The sequence below is a fragment of the Labrys sp. (in: a-proteobacteria) genome, assembly GCF_047605565.1.
Classification (GTDB): domain Bacteria; phylum Pseudomonadota; class Alphaproteobacteria; order Rhizobiales; family Labraceae; genus Labrys; species Labrys neptuniae.
Genome location: NZ_JASGFM010000006.1, coordinates 112,934 through 132,503, shown reverse-complemented (window position 1 = coordinate 132,503; position 19,570 = coordinate 112,934). Strand labels below are relative to the sequence as shown.

Below are 19,570 nucleotides of genomic sequence, written 5' to 3'. Positions count from 1 at the left end.
AAAAGGCGCGAATACCCTTCTCCCCTTGCGGGAGAAGGTGCCGTAGCGTGGTCCTTTCAGGACCACGCGTTCAGGTTAAGAAATTGGGGGCGGATGAGGGGAGAAACGCAACCTTGGCAAGTGTCCGCCGCCACCCCTCATCCGGCGCTTCGCGCCACCTTCTCCCGCAAGGGGAGAAGGGTACCCGCGTCTTAAAATCCAGGCCCCGGAGACCCCACCCATGAACGTCTCCATGCCCGCCCCCGATCCTGCGACGATCGCACCCGTCCCGGCCCCCGTGCGCACCACCTGTGCCTATTGCGGGGTCGGCTGCGGTGTCGTCGCCACCGCCGACGGCCAGGGCGGTGCCGACATCGCGGGGGATGCCGCCCATCCCGCCAACCAGGGCCGGCTCTGCGTCAAGGGAGCGGCGCTCGGGGAGACGCTGGCCACCGGGCATCGCCTCCTCCATCCCACCATCCACGGCGTGCGCACCACCTGGAACCGGGCCCTCGACGCCGTCGCCAAGGGGTTCAGGGACACGATCGAACGTCACGGTCCGAATGCGGTGGCGCTCTATCTCTCGGGTCAGCTGCTGACCGAGGATTATTACGTCGCCAACAAGCTGATGAAGGGTTTTGTCGGCTCGGCCAATGTCGACACCAATTCGCGCCTGTGCATGGCCTCCACGGTTGCCGGCCATCGCCGCGCCTTCGGCGCCGACATCGTGCCGGGCTGCTACGAGGATCTCGACGAAGCAGACCTCGTGGTGTTGACCGGCTCCAACACGGCCTGGTGCCATCCTGTGCTCTGGCAGCGCATCGAACAGGCCCGCAACAGGCGCGGCACCCGCATCGTGGTGATCGACCCTCGCCGCACGGTGACGGCCGACAGCGCCGACCTGCATCTCGCCGTGGCGCCGGGCATGGACGCCGTTCTCTTCGCTCGCCTGCTGGTCGAAATCGCCGAAAGAGGCGCCGTCGACGCAGACTATGTCTTCAGCCACACCGACGGGTTCGAAGTCGCTCTGGCCAATGCCCGGGAGATCGCACCCAGCCGCGCCGATGCCGCCGCCCGCTGTGGCCTCACAGAACAGGCCCTCGCCGCCTTTCTCGACTGGTGGATCGAGACGCCGCGCGTCGTCACCTGCTTCAGCCAGGGCATCAACCAGTCGGCCCAGGGGACCGACAAGGTCAACGCCATCCTCAACGCCCATCTCGCCGCCGGCCGCATCGGCAGGCCCGGCTGCGGGCCCTTCTCGCTCACCGGCCAGCCCAACGCCATGGGCGGACGCGAGGTGGGGGGGCTCGCCAACCAGCTCGCCGCCCATATGGGCTTTGCGCCGGACGAGGTCGATCGCGTCGGCCGCTTCTGGCAGGCCCCGCACATGGCCGGGAAGGAGGGCCGCAAGGCAGTCTCGATGTTCGAGGCGATCGAGCGTGGCGAGATCCGCGCGCTCTGGGTACTCTGCACCAATCCGGCCGCCAGCCTGCCGCGCGCCGACGCCATGCGAACAGCCCTGCGCCAGCTCGATTTCCTCGCCGTCTCCGAGGTCAGTGCCCATGTCGACGGCCTCACGGATGCCGCGACCGTGGTGCTGCCCTCGGCCGCCTGGGGCGAGAAAGACGGCACCGTCACCAATTCCGAGCGGCGGATCTCGCGCCAGCGTCCCTTCCTGGCACCTCCCGGCGAGGCCCGGCCCGATTGGTGGCAGATCTGCGAAGTCGCCAAGAGACTCGGCCATGCCGAAGCCTTCGAGTACACCGCCCCCGCGGCGATCTTTCGCGAGCATGCCGCCCTGTCCGCCTTCGAAAACGACGGCGCGCGCCTGTTCGACATCGGAGGCCTCGCCGATCTCACCGACGAAGCCTATGATGCCCTCGAGCCCGTGCAATGGCCGCTGCCATCAGGCCGGGATGCCGGTACGCAGCGCCTGTTCGCCGAAGGCGGCTTCGCGCATGCCGATGGCCGCGCCCGCCTCGTCCCGCTGGCGCCGCCGGCATTGTCGGCCTCGCCGACCGCGGAGCATCCGCTCCTGCTCAACACCGGCCGGGTGCGCGACCACTGGCACACCATGACCCGCACCGGGCTCAGCCCGCGCCTCGCCCAGCACCGCAACGCCCCCTTCGTGGAAGTGCATCCCGCCGATGCCGAACGCTTCGGCCTGGAGGATGGCGCCTTCGCCGCCGTGAGCACGGGCGAGGGACAGGTCGAACTGCGGGTGGTGGTCACGGACAGCCAGCAGCCCGGCTCGATCTTCGCGCCGATCCACTGGACCGATGCCAACGCCGCCCGCGCCCGTGTCGGCTCGCTCGTGCATGCCCGCACCGATCCGATCTCCGGCCAGCCCGATTCGAAGACGGTGCCGGCCTCGATCCGCCCTTGGGCGATGCAATCGGAAGGCTTCATCGCCTCGCGCCATCGCCTGCCCCTGCCAGCCTGGCTCAGCCATGCCCGCATGACGGTCGCCGACGGCGAAATCGTCCATTTCGCCAGCCCGCGCGCACCGGGCCCGCTGCACGATCTCCTCTCGAACTGGCTCAATCTGTGGACGAGCCCGCTGCACCAGCGCAATCCCGCCGCCGATCTCTACCGCTCCGCCTCGATCGTGGACCATCGCCTCGAGATCCTGCTTTCCACCGGCCCGCGCCGGGACGACGACGGCGCAGCCTGGGCCACGGACCTGCTGGCCCGCGAGCATATCGACGCGGCCACGCGCCGTTTCATCCTGGCCGGGCGCGCGCCCGATCCCGGCATCCGCCCCAGCCGCCAGGTCTGCGCCTGCTTCGGCATCGATGAGGGCCGTATCGAGGCGGCGGCACGCAGTGGCGCCGACAGTGTCGAGGCGATCGGCGCGGCCTTGAAAGCCGGCACCAATTGCGGGTCCTGCCGGCCGGAAATCCGCAAGATCCTAGAAGGCTGCCGCCAGCCGGCTTGAACAGGCGTCGCGGCAGTCGCAGCCTGGCCTTGGGGGATAGGCGGACGAGACGTCCGCGGTCCCAGCCGCACCGCTTCCTGTGCGAGCCCCTCATGGTTTGCGGCTGAATCGCCACGACTGGGACCGCGGACATCCTGTCCGCTCTGCCTTGATCACTCGCCCCGGGCGATCCAGCGTGCCGCCTTTTCCGCAATCATCAGGGTCGGCGAATTGGTATTGCCGCTGGTGATCGCCGGCATCACCCCGGCATCGACCACGCGCAGGCCGTCGATGCCGCGGACGCGCAGATGGCTGTCGACCACCGCCTCGGGATCGTCGGCCCGGCCCATCCTGGTGGTGCCGACGGGATGGAAGATGGTGCTGGCGATGTCGCCGGCCAGGCGTGCCAGTTCCTCGTCGGTCTGGAACTCGATACCCGGCTTCCATTCCACCGGCTTGTAGGGGGCCAGCGCCGGCTGGCTCACGATGTTGCGGACATGGCGCAGGCTGTCGGCGGCGACCTTGCGGTCCTCCTCCGTCGAGAGATAGCTGGGGGCGATGGCCGGCGCATCGCCGGCCCGGTTGGAGCGGATGCGCACGCTGCCCCGGCTGGTCGGATTGAGATTGCACACGCTCGCCGTGAAGGCCGGGAAATTGTGCAGGGGTTCGCCGAAGGCGTTCAGGCTGAGCGGCTGCACATGATATTCCAGATTGGCATGGGCCCTGCCGGGGTCGGAGCGGCTGAAGGCGCCGAGCTGGGAAGGCGCCATGCTCATCGGCCCACTGCGCCGGAGCATATATTCGAGGCCGATGCCCATCTTGCCGGTCAGGCTGCTCGCCAGCGTGTTGAGCGTGCGAGCCCCCTCGATCTTGAACACGGCCCGGATCTGCAGATGGTCCTGCAGGTTCTCGCCCACGCCGGGCAAATCATGCACGACCTCGATGCCGTGGGACTGCAGCAGGCCGGCCGGGCCGATGCCGGAAAGCTGCAGGATCTGGGGCGAGCCGACCGCGCCGGCCGAAAGGATGACCTCGCGCCTGGCCTGGACCTCGACGCGTTCACCGCCACGCCGCAGGATCACGCCGGTGCAGCGCTGCCGCCCATCGTCACCGGCCGCGAACGTCAGGCGCTCGACCTCAGCCTGCGTCCACACCGTGAGATTGGGACGGGCGCGCGCCGGGCGCAGGAAGGCCTTGGCGGTGTTCCAGCGCCAGCCGGCCTTCTGGTTGACCTCGAAATAGCCGACGCCCTCATTGTCGCCGCTGTTGAAATCCTCGGTGCGCGGCACGCCGGCCTGCACCGCCGCCTCGGCGAAGGCATCCAGGATATCCCAGCGCAGACGCTGCTTTTCGATGCGCCATTCGCCGCCATGGCCATGCATGTCGGAAAAGCGGCTGTTGTCGCCGGTGGCGGGATCGGCCCCGCTATCGAGGCGATAGTGATTCTCATGCGCCTTGAAGTCGGGCAGGCTGTTCGCCCAGTTCCAGGCCTCGTCGCTCGTCGCGGCAGCCCAGCCATCATAGTCGCGCGCCTGGCCGCGCATATAGATCATGCCATTGATGGAGGAACAGCCGCCAAGGGTCTTGCCGCGCGGATAGCGCAGCGAGCGCCCGTTCAGGCCGGGCTCGGCCTCGGTCTGGTAGAGCCAGTCGGTGCGCGGATTGCCGATGCAATAGAGATAGCCGACCGGGATATGGATCCAGGGGTAGTTGTCCGGCCGCCCCGCTTCCAGTAGCAATACCTGCCGGCTGGGATTGCTGGAGAGCCGATTGGCCAGCAGGCACCCGGCCGAGCCACCTCCCACCACGATGAAATCGAACGGGCCCGCCAAAGAGCCGGACTGCTCAGCCTTGCCGCGCGACATGCTTCCACCCTCGATATCAGCGCCACCAGTCATAGCCGGGCTTGCCGCTGCTCTCCAAACGGAAATGAAAGGAGCTGACCCGGTGCCGCCGGCCCGGGAGGCCACGACTTTGCCCCGCGACTTGGCAACATGATGTGGAAGCGCGAGTCAGGAGGGAGTGAAGCCCCGCCGGCTACCGCGACGAAAACCGGCAGGGCCACACCCGCACAAACCCCTTCGAGGGGAAAGGGGTCTGCACACTTTGCTTGTCGATCATGCCGGAGGCTATTTCCGGCGGAACAGCAGCGATCAGATGCCTTTCTCGATCGCCTCGTTCAGGTCCTGATATTCCTCGCAGCCGGTACCGCAGAGCGTCTTGATGGTGTCGAGCTGCTGTTTGGCCAGATCGAGCCGGCCCTTGATCACATAGGCCTCGCCCAGATATTCGCGGACCTGTGCGTATTGGGGATCGGCCGCCACCGATTTCAGATAATAGCCGATGCCCTCGTCGGTCCGGCCAAGCTTGCGCGTGGCATAGCCGCGATAGTTGAGAGCCTTGGCGGTATTCGGATCCTTGAGCAGATCCAGGACCTGCAGCGATTCGTCATAGCGGTCGGCCTTGGCGAGCACCCAGGCATAGTTGGCCATGTCGTCATCGGGCAGCGCTTCGGATTTCAGCTTGAGGCAGGCTTTCTTGCGGGTGCTCCAGACCTGGCCCCGCGGACAGGTGGTCATGTCGGTGATCGGCTTGCCCTGGGTGGCACCGCCTCCACCGCTGGAGCCGTTGCCACCTCCCCCACCACCGGCACCGCCACCGGAACCACCTCCACCGGAACTGCCACCGCCGCCGCCACCGCCCGCGGCGAGGGCCGCGCCCGCGGCCAGCAGAAAGGCCGTCGAAAGAACCGTGACCGCCAGGCGGCGTGTCGAAGGCTGGACTAAGGACATGATGTCTCTCCCTTGCATGGATGCCGGGAAAACACCTGGAATGGGATATTATTCGCCTCAGTGTTACTTTCGGGAGAGCAGCGCGGGGCGGACCGCATCTTTCTCCTGCGCCCGCCGAACCAATCGGCGATTCGGCCGTCACTTTCCTTGACTCTGCGGCTCATGGCTGTATAAGCCACGCCAGCGCGCGGCCTTTGGGCCGCGTGCCTTTTTTCGTGGCTACCCGATTTCGCAAAAGCGGGTGGTTGATATCAACGACTGGAAAAGCCGGCCGCTGCGGGGACTTTGCTCAGGCAAGGACCCGATCCGTCTCGTTTCCCTTCAGGGAGCAAGGCGGGCGAAAGCCGGGTCCGAACGAGGAAAAACATGTTCGCGGTCATCAAGACGGGCGGTAAGCAATACCGCGTCAATCAGAATGACGTTCTCCGGGTCGAGAAGCTCGACGCCAAGGTTGGAGAAGTCATCGTATTCCCCGAAATCCTGGCCGTTGGCGGTGACGCCGGCCTGACTTTCGGTACCCCCACGGTTGCCGGTGCTTCGGTTGCCGCCGAGGTGGTCGAGCAGGACCGTGACGACAAGGTCATTGCTTTCAAGAAGCGCCGCCGGCAGAATTCGAAGCGCAAGCGCGGCCATCGCCAGCACCAGACCGTGGTGCGGATCGCCGAGATCCTCACGGGCGGCGCCAAGCCTTCCAAGGCTGCGGCCAAGCCCGCCCAAGCTGCCAAGAATCTGGCTGCCAAGGACGAAGCTCCCGTCGCTGCCGCCGCCGTTCCGGCCGGTGGTCTCGATGCCTCCAACCTCTCGCTGATCTCGGGCATCGGCCCGACCATCGAGAAGAAGCTGCGTGCCGCCGGCATCAACAGCTGGAACGACATCGCCGCCTGGACCGATGCCGACATCGCCAAGTGGGATGAAGAGCTCTCGCTGCGCGGCCGCGCCGCCCGCGAAGAGTGGGTCATCCAGGCCAAGGAACTGCTGGACGGCAAGCCGCCCCGCGCCAAGGTCGACCAGGCCGAGCAGGCTTCCGGCAAGGATCTCTGAGCCGGTTTCGGAGCGATGGGGTCGACAACAGCCCGGCTTTCGGGCATTGTCGCCCCCGATTGATGGATTTCACCGCCGTGTCACAGCACCGGCGTAGATAGGATTCGAGGAGTTATCGCCATGGCTCACAAAAAAGCAGGCGGTTCGTCGCGCAACGGTCGTGATTCGGCCGGTCGTCGCTTGGGCGTGAAGAAGTTCGGTTCGGAAGCCGTCGTTGCTGGCAACATCATCGTGCGCCAGCGCGGCACGAAGTGGCATCCGGGCGTCAATGTCGGCATGGGCAAGGATCATACCCTTTTTGCACTTACCGACGGCCGAGTGGACTTCCGCACCCGAGCCAACGGCCGAATTTACGTCAACGTCGCCACGACCAAAGTAGCAGCAGAATAATCCCGGCGGGTCAGAAGCTCCGCCGGCTCCACTGGACCGGCGGACCTGAAAAGACCCCATTTGGGACTCCAGGTTGACGCAGGGGCGGTGGAGAAATCCAGTCCGCCCCTTCTTCTTGCCAGGAGCCCATCATGCCCCCTTACAAGTCTCTCCCGGCCATCACCATTGCCTCGATCGAGATCGAGACCCTGCGCCTGGTGTTGCGCAAACCCCATCTCGGCGACGTGCCCTCGATGGCGCGCCTTGCCAATGATTCGGCGGTGGCGTTGATGACGGGACGCCTGCCCTTCCCCTATGGCGAGACCGACGCCGAAACCTTCGTGCGCTATCAGGACGAAGCTCGCAAGGCCGGCAAGGAACTCGCCTTCGCGATCGAATGCCGCGACAGCGGTGCCTTCCTCGGCTGCATCGGCTTGCGCTTTCCCAAGCGCGAGAGCGCGGAGATCGGCTATTGGCTGGGCAAGCCCCATTGGGGCCAGGGGCTGGCGACGGAAGCGGCGCGGGCCCTGATCGACCACGGCTTTTCGACCCTGCCGATCACCTCGATCACCGGCGAATGCCGGGTGATCAACGAGGCCTCGCGCCGGGTGATGGAAAAGTGCGGGCTGCGCTATGTCAATTCCGGCCTGCAGCATGCGCCGGCCCGTGGCGGCGCCCTGCCGATCGATCGCTTCAGCCTGGCCCGCCCCGACTGGGCGAGCTTCAAGGCTTGGGTGCCGGCCGTGGTCCGCGAGGCACCGCCGCCGCTGGCGGAGCTGACTCCATAGAAGCCCCGCCGATCACGGATGCTTCCGCCTGGGCGATGCGCAGCGTATTCCAGCTCGTCGGCTCGGACGGCGCCTGCCTGGCATTGACGAGGTTGGTGCCGAGGCCGTTGGTGAGGGTCACCTGACCACCCTTGGTGGCGACGGTGACCACGCCATGCTCGACGAAGACGCCGAACACGCCTTCACTGGGGCCGGCGAAGAACTTGGTGCCGCGGGCGGCGATCAGGCCGAACGGTGTGGTGACGTTGAGCGGGCCGGAGGGCTGGTTGTCGGGCCGGTCGAACAGCATGGCACCGCGCTCCAGCACCAGGTCGCCGCCTCGGTCCACCAGGAACTTGTCGATGCGCACCCGCGTGCGTTCGCCCAGGGACAGGCGCGTGGCATCCCCGAGCCGCGCCGCCAGCCGGGCGCCTTCTCCGGTTGCCAGCATGTCGTCGATGAAAACCGGCTCGCCGACCTGGAGGGCACGTTTCTCGCCCTTGAGCTGCCCGGTGGTCTGCCCGGTGACGGCCAGCACGGTGCCAGCCTCGACGATCTGCATCGCCGAGGCGACACCCGGCCGCAGCCCGGCAAGGGCCAGACCGGCAAGCACGGTACGGCGGTGAATCAACATGATGACGCTTCCTTGTCCCTATCCGTCCTGGGGCGGAAAGCCACGAAACACAATCCTTGTCCGAATGCCATAGGCCAAGGATTCCGTCTGGGCCGTGACAAGTGGCACGTGGCCAGCACTGGCTCCAATCCAAATCGAACCCGGCGCTGTAGAAAACCTCTAGAGCATTTTGCAATTCGGCAGAAGCACCCCGAATCGCAAATATGCATCGAACCCGGTTTCGAGATCGGGTTCGATGCTATGGGGCGAAACCGTTTCCGGCCCCAACGTGCTTTGTTTTAGTAGCCGCTGCGTTCGCAGACGCGCTGGCGCCGCTTGACGTAGCGCCCATAATAGTCGTCATACACCCGCACGACGCGATAATAGCAGCGGGGACGATATTGCCGGCGATAGCCGCCGCCATAGTCGTCATCGTCATAGCCGCCGCTGTTGTATCCGCCACCGCCATACCCCCCGCCACCATATTGGGCGGAGGCTGGCAGCGGCGCCAGGGCGGCCGCGCCCAGCACGGCGCCCAGCAGCAGATAGCGAAGCTTCAGGCCGGAAATCGTCATCGCAGTTCTCCTCGCTCGAACACGATTCCGAAAAGCAGGGCCCGGCAAGCCGTGCGGGCAGGCTTTCGGATGATGATTGCTCAAAAGCGCTGCCTGTCGGGAGGAGAAACCGCACGAAACCATTCCGGCCATGCCGCCTGGCATGGCCTCTGCCTTCTTTTCCCCCCGGACGGGAACGGATCGCAGGATCCGTCCCGGCGACGCTGACCGGCTCCATTGCTCCGCAAAGAGCGGACGAACCCGATCAAGCCATCATCACGCCATCACTCTAGCCCGTCTGTTCCCGCTGAAACAGCTCAACTTTTGCGGGAGTTGCCCTTTCTTCTCCACCATCGTCAGGAGGAAACGCTCGAGCTGTCCTGGCCTCGCGTCTTCCAAAGCGAGAAGACGATGCCGCCGACGATGATCGCCACGGTCACGATCAGGGCGAGGGCCGGATCGACCTTGCCGACGAGATGGCCCCAATAGATCTTGCCGCCGATGAAGACGAGGACGAGGGCCAGCGCATATTTGAGGTAGTGGAAGCGATCGATCATCGCCGCCAGAGCGAAATAGAGCGCCCTCAGGCCGAGAATGGCCATGATATTGGCGGTGTAGACGATGAAGGTATCGGTGGTGATGGCGAGAATGGCCGGCACCGAGTCCACGGCGAAGACGATGTCGGCGACGTTGATGACGATCAGGGCCAGCAGCAGCGGCGTGGCATGCAGCAGGTTCCGGCCGGTGGTGCGGTCCGGCTGGCGCACCACGAAGCGGCTGCCATGCAGGTCCTCGCTGATGCGCATATGGCGGCGCAGGAAGCGCACCAGCCAGTTTTCCTTGAACTCGGCATGGTCATCCGAGGCCACCAGCATGCGAAGGCCGGTCAGGATCAGGAAGGCCGCGAAGATATAGAGCACCCAGCCATAGCTCTGCACGATGCTGGCGCCGGCCGCGATCATGATGCCGCGCAGCACCACGGCGGCCAGGATACCCCAGACCAGGGCGCGATACTGATAGGCGGGCGGCACGGCGAAGTAGCGGAAGATCAGTGCGATGACGAAGACATTGTCGATCGACAGCGACTTCTCGATGAAATAGCCGGTGAAATAGTCGAGCGCCGGGCTGGTGCCGTCGGGGCGGGTATCCATGCCCCACCAGATGGCACCGCCGAAAGCCATGGCGATGGCGATATAGACAGCCGACAATTTGAAACTGTCGGCGACGCTGAGCACCTTGTCGTCGCGGTTGAGCACGCCGAGGTCGAAGGCGAGCAGCAACGCCACGAAGGCGAGGAAGGCCAGCCACATCCAGGTCGGCTGGCCGGCAAAATCGGAATACAGGAAATCGAGCATCGTGCCGGACCCTTTTGCTTCGAGAACATCGAAGCCGGCTCCGACATCGCGTCATGCAGGGCATGCGCCAGAGGGGCCCGGTAACCGGCGCTTTCAAATCGCCGATACGGGCATGTCCCGTCAAGGGGAGGTCACATTAAGCTTTGCTCATCTGGAGCAGGACGGGCTGCAGACGCCATGCGGCCCGACAACGAAAAAGGCCGGAGCGCAAGGCCCCGGCCCGAAAAGTCAGTTATGCAACCAGCCTTAGTGGGCAGTCGTCATTTTCTTTTCGATTTCGCGCTTCAGGCGCAGGGCCGGCGCGGAAAGCTCATCCTTGGAGGCCTTGATCAGCCAGGCGTCGAGGCCACCATTGTGCTCGACGGTGCGCAGGCCGGCGGCCGAGACGCGCAGGCGCACGGAGCGGCCGAGCACGTCGGAGATCAGCGTGACATTGTGCAGGTTCGGCAGGAACTTGCGCTTGGTCTTGACGTTCGAATGGCTCACCTTGTGGCCGGTCTGAACGCCCTTCTCGGTCAACGAGCAACGGCGGGACATCTTGTCTATCCTTCTCGATTCGGAACGGCGCCGCTGCAGCGGGGCCAGGGCAGATCCGGAAGAACCTGCCGGTGTTAAGAGGGTCCGGCAATCCTGCATGGCTTGCGCCGACAGAACCGCTTGGGCAAAAAGAAAACCGCCACCCCAGAATGGGGGCGGAACCTCCCGCCAAAATTTGTGTGGGTTGCTATAGTCGGGAGCTTGTGCCGCGTCAAGAGTTTGACTCTAAACTTGGGCCGCATGCGCGAGAGGGCTTGCCTTCCGCTGTGCTTGCCTGTATCAGGGCGGCGCATCCGCAAGGATCGCCTTCTGAACGACCGTTGGCGCCGCTTTAGCTCAGCCGGTAGAGCACATCATTCGTAATGATGGGGTCGCGTGTTCGAGTCACGCAAGCGGCACCAGTTTTCCCTTCGCAGATAGGCCAGAGGGGTTTCATAAGAAGCGATCTCTACGACCCTAGCGCCATCTCCAATCAAATGCTTGATGAAGCAGATTGCTCGCGCAAAGGGTACCTAAACATCCGCTTCGGAAATCTCAGAATATTTGTCCCTGTTTGGGTTCCGGCTTATTTTTGGTTGGTTTGTTGGGCGAGGAGAAGCGCAAGATTGCGTCGCCCATCAGTACTGCCCTGATCGGCCGCTTTGCGAAACCAGGTTGCTGCTTCGGTAAAATTCTGAGGAACACCACGGCCGGTCGCATAGGCAACGCCGAGGCCATTTTGGCCGGTAGCGTCGCCCCTCCCCGCTGCCTTGCGGAGCAAAGGGAGTGCCTGGGTAAGATCTTGTGGGGTACCTTGACCAATCCAATACATCATTCCAAGACTCCCTTGGGCCGAAGCATCGTTCTGGTCCGCCGCTTTGCGTAGCCAAACAAAAGCTTGCCCATAGTCTTTTGTGACTCCCTTTCCAAAAAGATAGGCCTTCCCAAGGTTGTCCTGACCGCGAGCATCGCCTTGTTCGGCGGCTTTTCGAAACCAAGCTGCCGCCTGGGCATCATCAGCGGACACACCTAGACCATGAGCGTACGCTACGCCTATGTTGCATTCAGCAGGTGCGAAATCCTGATCCGCTGCTTTGCGCAGCAACGCCAAGGCCTGCTTGTCGTCACGTGTAACACCCTGACCAGTAGCATAGAGGATAGCGAGGTCGTATTGCCCTGTGGCAGAACCCTGGTCGGAAGCCTTGCGGAGCAGCGCAACAGCCTTGCTGTCGTCTTTGGGAACGCCAAGGCCGTGCGCGTACATTAAACCGAGCGCCGCCTGTGCATCAGCGAGACCTTGGTCCGCTGCCTTCTGATACAATACAAATGCTAGCGCTTGGTTTTGCGGAACCCCGATTCCATCTCGATAGGCGTTTCCGGTATTAACCTGTCCCCCAGCGTGACCCTGATCCGCGGCTTTGTGAGCCCATGCAAACGCCACGGCATAATCTTGTGTAACGCCTTGGCCGCGTTGATAGAGGACCGCCAGATTGTTCTCTGCATCGGGCAAGCCCTGATCGGCGGCAAGCCGATACCAAACGGCCGCCTGAGCATAATCCTGCGCAACACCAAAGCCATTTGCATAGAGTACGCCCAAGCCGAATTGCGCTCCCGCGTCCCCCCTTTTGGCCAATGCCTGCCAATCTTTCAAAGCTGTGACGTAGTCGTGCTTGTCAAAGGCGTTTTGTGCCTCTTCGTTGGTCGGAGCGCACGAGACGAGGCTTGCTGCGAGAGATGAAACCAATAGGATATGGATAGATCGCATATTTGCGCCCTTGCCGCCGCCCCCGCCAGCTCCCAAGGGATGGCACAACATCCCCGCCTACTACAGACAAAAACACCGATGCTTCGACTTCCGGCAGCATAACTGAACACCAGGGTAACCGGCAGTTCTTGTAAAAAGCTGACGTTCAATTCCACATTTCGGGATAATGGGCCGGGCAGACACAATGCCGGCTGGCGCGCGGCGGGTCGATCAGACGATCTGCCAGTGGTGCGAGCAGTGCTTCCATCCGCTCTGCTGAGCGAACGGTCGCTTCCGTGACCTCGTAGGGAGAGTCGGGGTCGCTCAGGCTGATTTCCAGTCGATTCGTCTGCGCATGCGCATAGACGGGTTGCCCAGCCAGTTCGATATGGCCAGGCTGAAGGATGCCCTTGGTTCCGGGCACGATGGACGCAAAGCCCTGATAGGCCTCTGCCGTATAGGCGACGCCTGGCACCGGTTGTGGGGAGCCGGGCGCAACGGCCTCCAGCACGATGCCCAAGGCGGCACAGACATCCGCCAGATCGGCCCCTGCCTGCAGGCCGATGGCCACCAGCAGTTCATCGCCATCATTGGCATGGCCGCCGACCGCCCGACAGAACCGGAAATAGCGGAGCCTGCGCGCCCATTGCGCGATCTGCTGCCGGTCATGGCGTTCAAACAGATAGAGGTTCCAACGATCGTCGCTCATGCGCAGGTCCCGCCCAAAGTCTCAATGGGCTTTTCGACAACGCTCCTTCGTGGCCAATATCGAGAAGCCCTGCAAGCATTCAAGATCCTTCAAGATCCTGCAGCTTCCGTTCGCCCGCCATATTGCCCGCCGGCACATGGTCCAGCCCCGACAGGCGGCAGAACGGATGGGCGCCGTGGCGTCGCTATGGAGCGCGATCTGGTCTTTGCCACCCAGAAACATCGAGGACGAGATCATCGATCTGACCAACGGTTTCAAGGATCGGCGCCCGTCCGGGCATCCTGTCCTTGCCGTTCGGGAAAAATGGCTTGCCCGGATCAGCAAACCCGCAGCATGATCGCAATCGCTTTGAAAGACAGACCTAAAGACAAGGTCAACCAGGGGGGAGACATATGAGTAACACCGCAGCCATGGCGGCAGAAGACCCACATGATACCCGCCGGCGGGTGATGGCGATTGTCGGTTCATCTTCCGGAAATCTTGTCGAATGGTTTGATTTCTACGCCTATGCGTTTACGGCGCTCTACTTTTCGAGTGCCTTCTTCGGCTTCATCAAGAATGCCGAACCGACCACCCAGCTCCTCTATTCCTCGGCGGTCTTCGCCATCGGTTTCCTCATGCGGCCGATCGGGGGCTGGCTTTTCGGCTGGATTGCCGACCGCTACGGCCGCAAGAACTCGATGATGATCTCGGTCCTGATGATGTGTGCGGGATCTCTGGCGATCGCGCTGCTGCCGACTTACGCCACGGCGGGCATCCTGGCACCGATCCTTCTCCTGCTCTGCCGGATGGTCCAGGGCCTCTCCGTGGGCGGCGAATACGGGACATCGGCGACCTATATGAGTGAGGTTGCGCTCGCCGGGCGGCGCGGCTTCTTCGGTTCTTTCCAATATGTGACGCTGATCGGCGGCCAGCTCCTCGCCTCGGCCGTCATCGTCATCCTCGAACTCTTGTTCAGCGACGAGGAAATGCGGGCCTGGGGCTGGCGGATTCCCTTCGTTGTGGGCGCTTGCGCCGCCGTCGTCGCCTTCTACCTGCGGCGCTCCCTGCACGAGACCTCGTCGGCGGAGACACGCGCCCGCAAGGAAGCCGGCTCGCTTGTCGGCCTGCTCCGCCGGCATCCGCGACCTTTCCTGACCGTGATAGGCTACACGGCCGGTGGCTCGCTGATCTTCTACACCTTCACCACCTACATGCAGAAATATCTGGTCAACACGGCACACATGGCCAAGGAGACGGCCAACGTCACCATGACGGCGGTGCTGTTTACCTATATGTGCATGCAGCCGCTCTTCGGCGCGCTTTCCGATAGGATCGGGCGGAAATGGTCGATGATGCTGTTCGGTGGCCTCGCGACACTGTGCACCGTGCCGCTCCTGACGGCGATCGGCAGCGTTGAGAGTCCGCTCTCGGCCTATATCCTGGTGGTGGCGGCGCTCGCGATCGTGTCCTTCTACACCTCGATCAGCGGGCTCGTGAAAGCCGAGATGTTTCCGGCCGAGGTCCGGGCGCTCGGGGTCGGCCTCTCCTACGCCATCGCCAATGCCCTCTTCGGCGGCTCGGCCGAGGCGGTGGCGCTCGCTTTCAAGGATGCAGGCCATGAGACCTGGTTCTTCTGGTACGTCACGGCGATGTGCGCGATTGCCTTCCTCACCGCCCTCACCATGCTCGCCAACCGGCCGACCTATCTGGCGGGCGAAGGCACGGAATAGGCGCTCCTGGAGCCCCATGCCTGAAAGCGCGGGCAGGGTTTCGGCGAAAACGGGGAGCAATGGCGCCAATTCTGCCTGGTGGCGCATGGGCATCCAGCCTGGACTTCCCGCCCGCTTGCTGGTGCAGCCCCAAGAGGCATCCTCGATGCCTCTTGGGATTGTCGATGGTGCCGAACAGACCGAGGATCCGGCGCGCCTCGTTCACCCGCCGATATTGGCCGCCGCCAGCACCGCCATGTTGACGAGATCGGTGTCCTTGGCGGCCAGCGGCACGATCTGCACCGACTTGTCGAGGCCGACCAGGATCGGGCCGATCACCGTGGCTCCGCCGAGCTCCTGCAGCATCTTGGTGGCGATCGAGGCGGAGTGGAAAGCCGGCATGATCAGCACATTGGCCGGTCCGGACAGGCGGCAGAACGGATAGAGCGCCATCGCCTCGCGGTTGAGCGCGACATCGGCCCCCATCTCGCCGTCATATTCGAAATCGACGCGGCGGCGATCGAGAATGCGCACCGCGTCGCGCACGCGCTCGGCCCGCTCGCCCTCCGGATGGCCGAAGGTGGAATAGGCGAGCATGGCCACGCGCGGCTCATAGCCCAGGCGCTTGGCCACCGAGGCCGCCTCGATGGCAATGGCGGCAAGCTCCTCTGAGGTCGGCATGTCATGCACGGCGGTGTCGGCCACCAGCACCGTGCGCCCACGCGCAATGGCGATGGAAAGGCCGAGGACGCAATGGCCGGGCTTGTCGCTGACGACGCGCCGGACATCCTCAAGGGCAATCGAATAGTTGCGGGTCAGGCCGGTGACCATGGCGTCCGCATCGCCCATCGCCACCATGCAGGCGGCGAAATGGTTGCGGTCGATCGAGGCAAGGCGCACGCAGTCGCGCATCAAATAGCCCTGCCGCTGCAGCCTGTCATAGAGATATTGCGCATAGGCATTGGTGCGCGGCGAGATACGGGCGTTCTGGATCACCATGCCCTCGCGCAGCTCGACGCCGGCAAAGGCGGCAGCGGCCTCGACGCGATCCTCGCGGCCGACCAGGATGGCGGTGCCCAGCCCCTGGTTGACGAAGGAGGCTGCGGCGCGGATCACCGCCTCCTCCTCGCCTTCGGCGAACACCACCCGCTTGGGGGAGCGGCGAACCCGATCGAAGATGCCGGCCAGCGTGCCGGCGACGGGATCGCGGCGGGCCGAGAGCGCGGCACGATAAGCGGCGAGGTCGGCGATCGGCTTGCGGGCGACGCCGGTCTCCATCGCCGCCTTGGCCACGGCGACGGGCACCCGCGTCATCAGGCGGGGATCGAAGGGCGCCGGGATGATGTAGTCGCGTCCGAAGCGCGGCCGCGCGCCCTGATAGGCGCTCGCCACCTCGTCCGGCACCTCCTCCTGGGCAAGCTCGGCAAGGGCCTGGGCTGCCGCCACCTTCATCTCCATGTTGATGGCGGTGGCATGCACGTCGAGCGCGCCCCGGAAGATGTAGGGGAAGCCCAGGACGTTGTTGACCTGGTTGGGATAGTCGGAGCGGCCGGTGGCGATGATGACGTCGTCGCGCACGGCGTGGGCCTCGTCGGGCGTGATCTCCGGATCGGGGTTGGCCATGGCGAAGACCACCGGATTGGGCGCCATGGAGCGCAGCATCTCGGTGGTAAGGGCGCCCTTGACCGACAGGCCGAAGAAGACGTCGGCGCCGTCGAGCGCCTCGGCCAGGGTGCGCCGGTCCGTCTCGGCGGCGTGGGCCGATTTCCATTGGTTCATGCCATCGGTGCGGCCCTTGTAGACCACGCCCTTGGTGTCGCAGAGCAGGACGTTGTCGGGCGCAAAGCCCATGGCCTTGACCAGCTCGACGCAGGCGATGCCGGCCGCCCCGGCGCCGTTGACCACCAGGCGGGTGGAGGTGATGTCACGCCCGGTCAGCTTCAGGCAGTTGAACAGGCCGGCAGCGGCGATGATCGCCGTGCCGTGCTGGTCGTCGTGGAAGACCGGGATGTCCATCAATTCCTTGAGACGCTGCTCGATGATGAAGCATTCGGGCGCCTTGATGTCTTCCAGATTGATGCCCCCGAAGCTCGGGCCGAGATAGCGCACGGCGTTGATGAAGGCGTCGGGGTCCTTGGTATCGACCTCCAGATCGATCGAATCGACATCGGCAAAGCGCTTGAACAGCACGGACTTGCCTTCCATCACCGGCTTGGAGGCCAGTGCGCCGAGATCACCGAGGCCGAGAATGGCGGTGCCGTTGGAGATCACCGCCACCATGTTGCCCTTGGCCGTGTAGTCATAGGCGACAGCCGGATTCTCCGCGATCGCCCGCACCGGCACCGCCACGCCCGGGGAATAGGCGAGCGAGAGGTCGCGCTGCGTCGCCATCGGCTTGGTCGCTACCACCTCCAGCTTGCCGGGCTTGCCTTGCGAGTGAAAGGCCAGAGCCTCCTGGTCGGTGAAGCTGGGGCGGGCTTGATTGGAGCGGACCGGGGTCGAGCCGACTGGACGCGGCGGTTTCTTATCCGTCATTGCGGGGGCGTTTCCATTATCAGGGGAACCGACCCTAAGCACAATTACGGGCTTCGTCCACGGACGATCCCGCGAAAGGCTGCTGTTCCTGCTGCTTCCGCTTAGGGAAGAAAAAAGGGCAGGAACCGCGCTGCCGGCCTGTCGCGGTTCGCTGGGATATCAGGGCATCAGGCCGCCCGGCGGCCGTCGCGATAGCCCTCGAGCCGGCCTTTCAGCGTGTTGAGGTAATAGATCGCACGCCCGCGCTGGCCGCGCGCCCGGCTGACGACATAGCCCCCGAAGGAGCGCAGCATGTAGTTGAAGGAATAGAGCGTGCCCATGCGATGCTTGGCCAGGACATAGCCCATGCCGCGGCCATAGCCGCGCGCCTTCTGCTGCATGCGGACATCCATCATGTCGATACGGATCTCGGGATGATGGCCATAGATGGCGTGGTCATAATAGGAGCGATAGCCCCGCTCCAGCATGCGCAGCACGATGTCGGGCGCCTCGCAGGCCTGCCAGGGCGAGGTGGCGCCGACGCCGACATCCTCGTCATAACCGCCGACAGCCTCGAAGACTTCGCGCCGGCAGAAGGACACCCATTCGATCAGCGTGTCGAAGACATCGCGGGCGCCGGTCCAGCGTGCCCCCTCGGCAAAGCGGCCATTGATCGAGCGCCCGGTCTCGTCGGCGGCCCGGCCGTTGACGATGTCGGCGCCCGTTTCCGCGAAGGTCTCCAGCACCTTTTCCAGCAGCCAGGATGGGTAGGTGCAATCATCGTCCGGAAAGCCGAGAAGCTCGCCCTCGGCGACCTTGGCGCCATTGTTGCGTGCCCGGCTCGCACCCGGCACGCCGGGCGTGCGCAGATGGCGGATCGGAAAGGGACGCATCTTGCGCGCCAGCACCTCGGTAACCCGCTCGTCGCGATTCTGGTCGACGATGATCACCTCGAAATCCTTGAAGGTCTGGGTCTCCAGGCTGTCGAGCATCAGCGCGATCTCCTCGGAGCGTCCGAGCGTCGCCATTACCAGTGAAAAATGTACGGCCATCGTCTGCGCCTTGACCTACAATTTGAGAATCCGCGCAGGATCGAGTTGCCCCCGTACCAGATCCCACAGAGCTAGAAGATTGCCGGCGAGCCGTCCGCGCCGGTCGGTCCAAGGCTCCGGAAAGGCGCTCTTGACCAGATTGGAAGCCAGGTTTTCGATGCTGCCCTCCAGCGCACCGCGCAGGCTCATATTGCCCTTGCGCATGATGTAGACGCGGTTGGCGATCTGCGAATAGCCGAGCCGCCGGCCGGGGCTGCGCCCCCCCGACTTGGTGCCCAGATGCACGCCGCGCAGGCGCCCGCTCTTGACGATCTGGCCGAAGGGCGCGAGCTGCCGTGAGAAATCGACATCCTCGAGCCAGGCATAGAGCGGCAGCTTTTCGTCGAAGGCCAGGCCGTGCCGGCGCACCGGCTCGAGCCGCACCGCCATGTTGCAGCCATAGCCATTATAGACCGGCTCCAGCGTGTCCGCCGCGCGATTGGGGCCGGCCACCGCCAGCCTGTCGAGGCCCTCGCGCATGCCGAGCCCCGCCCCCGGGGCGCCATCGGCGAGCACCGTGCCGGTGACCATCACCATGTCGGGATTTTCCACGAACAACCTGACGGTCTCGGCCAGGAAATCGGGCGCGGGCAGGAAGTCGTCGTCGAAGAACATCACGATGTCCGCATCGGTGGCGGCCATCAGGGCGTTGCGCTGATGCGGCAGGCCGACGGGACCCGCAATCATCTTGAGGCCCGGCACGATCTGCCGGAGGGCGGCCTCGTCGGCATCGGCAGGCTTGGCCGGGCAGATCAGGAAATCGTCGGGCCGGCGCTCCTGGCCCATCATCACACGCACGGTCTCGGTCAGCACATCCCGTCGGCCCGCCGTCGCGATTGCGACGGCAATCCGCATGTTCTCATGCGCCTTCACGCCGATCTCTCCATGATGCAGGTCTTCCTTGCCATCGCCGCGCAT

General features: G+C 64.5%; 17 protein-coding genes and 1 tRNA gene. 7 read left to right on the top strand and 11 right to left on the bottom strand.

The features are described 5' to 3' along the window. Positions 1 to 220 precede the first annotated feature (220 nt). Positions 221 to 2,917 (top strand): molybdopterin-dependent oxidoreductase, encoded by a 2,697-nt coding sequence (locus QM672_RS08590; RefSeq protein ID WP_415081943.1) that lies wholly within the window; start codon positions 221 to 223, stop codon positions 2,915 to 2,917. A gap of 152 nt (positions 2,918 to 3,069) precedes the next feature. Here the strand turns inward: QM672_RS08590 and QM672_RS08585 are convergent, their stop codons facing one another. Further along, positions 3,070 to 4,761 (bottom strand): GMC family oxidoreductase, encoded by a 1,692-nt coding sequence (locus QM672_RS08585; RefSeq protein WP_415081941.1) that lies wholly within the window; start codon positions 4,759 to 4,761, stop codon positions 3,070 to 3,072. Between the two features lie 288 nt (positions 4,762 to 5,049). Further along, complete coding sequence (locus QM672_RS08580; protein ID WP_367623497.1) at positions 5,050 to 5,688, bottom strand: tetratricopeptide repeat protein; 639 nt, start codon at positions 5,686 to 5,688, stop codon at positions 5,050 to 5,052. A gap of 366 nt (positions 5,689 to 6,054) precedes the next feature. Between QM672_RS08580 and QM672_RS08575 the strand changes: the two genes are divergently transcribed. The 3 genes from QM672_RS08575 (at position 6,055) to QM672_RS08565 (ending at position 7,886) form a co-directional block, all read left to right on the top strand. Next, a complete protein-coding gene (locus QM672_RS08575) occupies positions 6,055 to 6,729 on the top strand; it encodes a 50S ribosomal protein L21 (protein WP_415081938.1) in 675 nt (224 codons plus the stop codon). Between the two features lie 120 nt (positions 6,730 to 6,849). Next, positions 6,850 to 7,119, top strand: a complete 270-nt coding sequence (gene rpmA, locus QM672_RS08570) for a 50S ribosomal protein L27 (protein ID WP_068283371.1) — start codon at positions 6,850 to 6,852, stop codon at positions 7,117 to 7,119. 131 nt (positions 7,120 to 7,250) lie between these two features. After that, positions 7,251 to 7,886: a GNAT family protein gene (locus tag QM672_RS08565; RefSeq protein WP_311934031.1), complete on the top strand. Its 636-nt coding sequence runs from the start codon at positions 7,251 to 7,253 to the stop codon at positions 7,884 to 7,886. Here the strand turns inward: QM672_RS08565 and QM672_RS08560 are convergent. The 4 genes from QM672_RS08560 to rpmB form a co-directional block, all read right to left on the bottom strand. Then, the gene (locus QM672_RS08560; RefSeq protein WP_367623499.1) at positions 7,822 to 8,499 is read right to left on the bottom strand and encodes a FecR domain-containing protein; all 678 of its coding nucleotides are present in this window, start codon (positions 8,497 to 8,499) and stop codon (positions 7,822 to 7,824) included. The two genes, QM672_RS08565 and QM672_RS08560, sit on opposite strands and share 65 nt — an antisense overlap. A gap of 278 nt (positions 8,500 to 8,777) precedes the next feature. Further along, the gene (locus QM672_RS08555) at positions 8,778 to 9,053 is read right to left on the bottom strand and encodes a hypothetical protein (protein WP_068283375.1); all 276 of its coding nucleotides are present in this window, start codon (positions 9,051 to 9,053) and stop codon (positions 8,778 to 8,780) included. Between the two features lie 335 nt (positions 9,054 to 9,388). Then, the gene (locus QM672_RS08550) at positions 9,389 to 10,387 is read right to left on the bottom strand and encodes a TerC family protein (RefSeq protein WP_311934033.1); all 999 of its coding nucleotides are present in this window, start codon (positions 10,385 to 10,387) and stop codon (positions 9,389 to 9,391) included. A 246-nt stretch (positions 10,388 to 10,633) separates the two neighbouring features. After that, positions 10,634 to 10,924 (bottom strand): 50S ribosomal protein L28, encoded by a 291-nt coding sequence (gene rpmB, locus QM672_RS08545; protein ID WP_311934034.1) that lies wholly within the window; start codon positions 10,922 to 10,924, stop codon positions 10,634 to 10,636. A 325-nt stretch (positions 10,925 to 11,249) separates the two neighbouring features. Here rpmB and QM672_RS08540 point away from each other — a divergent pair. Continuing rightward, positions 11,250 to 11,325, top strand: a tRNA-Thr gene (locus QM672_RS08540). 164 nt (positions 11,326 to 11,489) lie between these two features. On the opposite strand, the gene QM672_RS08535 is transcribed toward QM672_RS08540, so the two are convergent. Both QM672_RS08535 and QM672_RS08530 read right to left on the bottom strand, forming a co-directional pair. After that, positions 11,490 to 12,668 (bottom strand): SEL1-like repeat protein, encoded by a 1,179-nt coding sequence (locus tag QM672_RS08535; RefSeq protein WP_415081934.1) that lies wholly within the window; start codon positions 12,666 to 12,668, stop codon positions 11,490 to 11,492. Positions 12,669 to 12,813: 145 nt separating this feature from the next. After that, positions 12,814 to 13,356 (bottom strand): hypothetical protein, encoded by a 543-nt coding sequence (locus QM672_RS08530; RefSeq protein ID WP_415081932.1) that lies wholly within the window; start codon positions 13,354 to 13,356, stop codon positions 12,814 to 12,816. A 49-nt stretch (positions 13,357 to 13,405) separates the two neighbouring features. Here QM672_RS08530 and QM672_RS08525 point away from each other — a divergent pair, with 49 nt between their 5' ends. Then, a complete protein-coding gene (locus tag QM672_RS08525; protein ID WP_415081930.1) occupies positions 13,406 to 13,693 on the top strand; it encodes a hypothetical protein in 288 nt (95 codons plus the stop codon). A gap of 55 nt (positions 13,694 to 13,748) precedes the next feature. Then, a complete protein-coding gene (locus tag QM672_RS08520) occupies positions 13,749 to 15,068 on the top strand; it encodes an MFS family transporter (protein ID WP_311934037.1) in 1,320 nt (439 codons plus the stop codon). A gap of 201 nt (positions 15,069 to 15,269) precedes the next feature. On the opposite strand, the gene QM672_RS08515 is transcribed toward QM672_RS08520, so the two are convergent. From QM672_RS08515 to QM672_RS08505, 3 genes are all read right to left on the bottom strand, one after another. After that, positions 15,270 to 17,582, bottom strand: coding sequence for an NADP-dependent malic enzyme (locus tag QM672_RS08515; RefSeq protein WP_415081928.1), 2,313 nt, complete (start codon positions 17,580 to 17,582; stop codon positions 15,270 to 15,272). Between the two features lie 167 nt (positions 17,583 to 17,749). Continuing rightward, positions 17,750 to 18,613, bottom strand: coding sequence for a glycosyltransferase family 2 protein (locus QM672_RS08510; RefSeq protein ID WP_311934039.1), 864 nt, complete (start codon positions 18,611 to 18,613; stop codon positions 17,750 to 17,752). 15 nt (positions 18,614 to 18,628) lie between these two features. After that, entirely contained in the window at positions 18,629 to 19,570 is a 942-nt protein-coding gene (locus QM672_RS08505; RefSeq protein ID WP_311934040.1) for a glycosyltransferase family 2 protein, read from the bottom strand.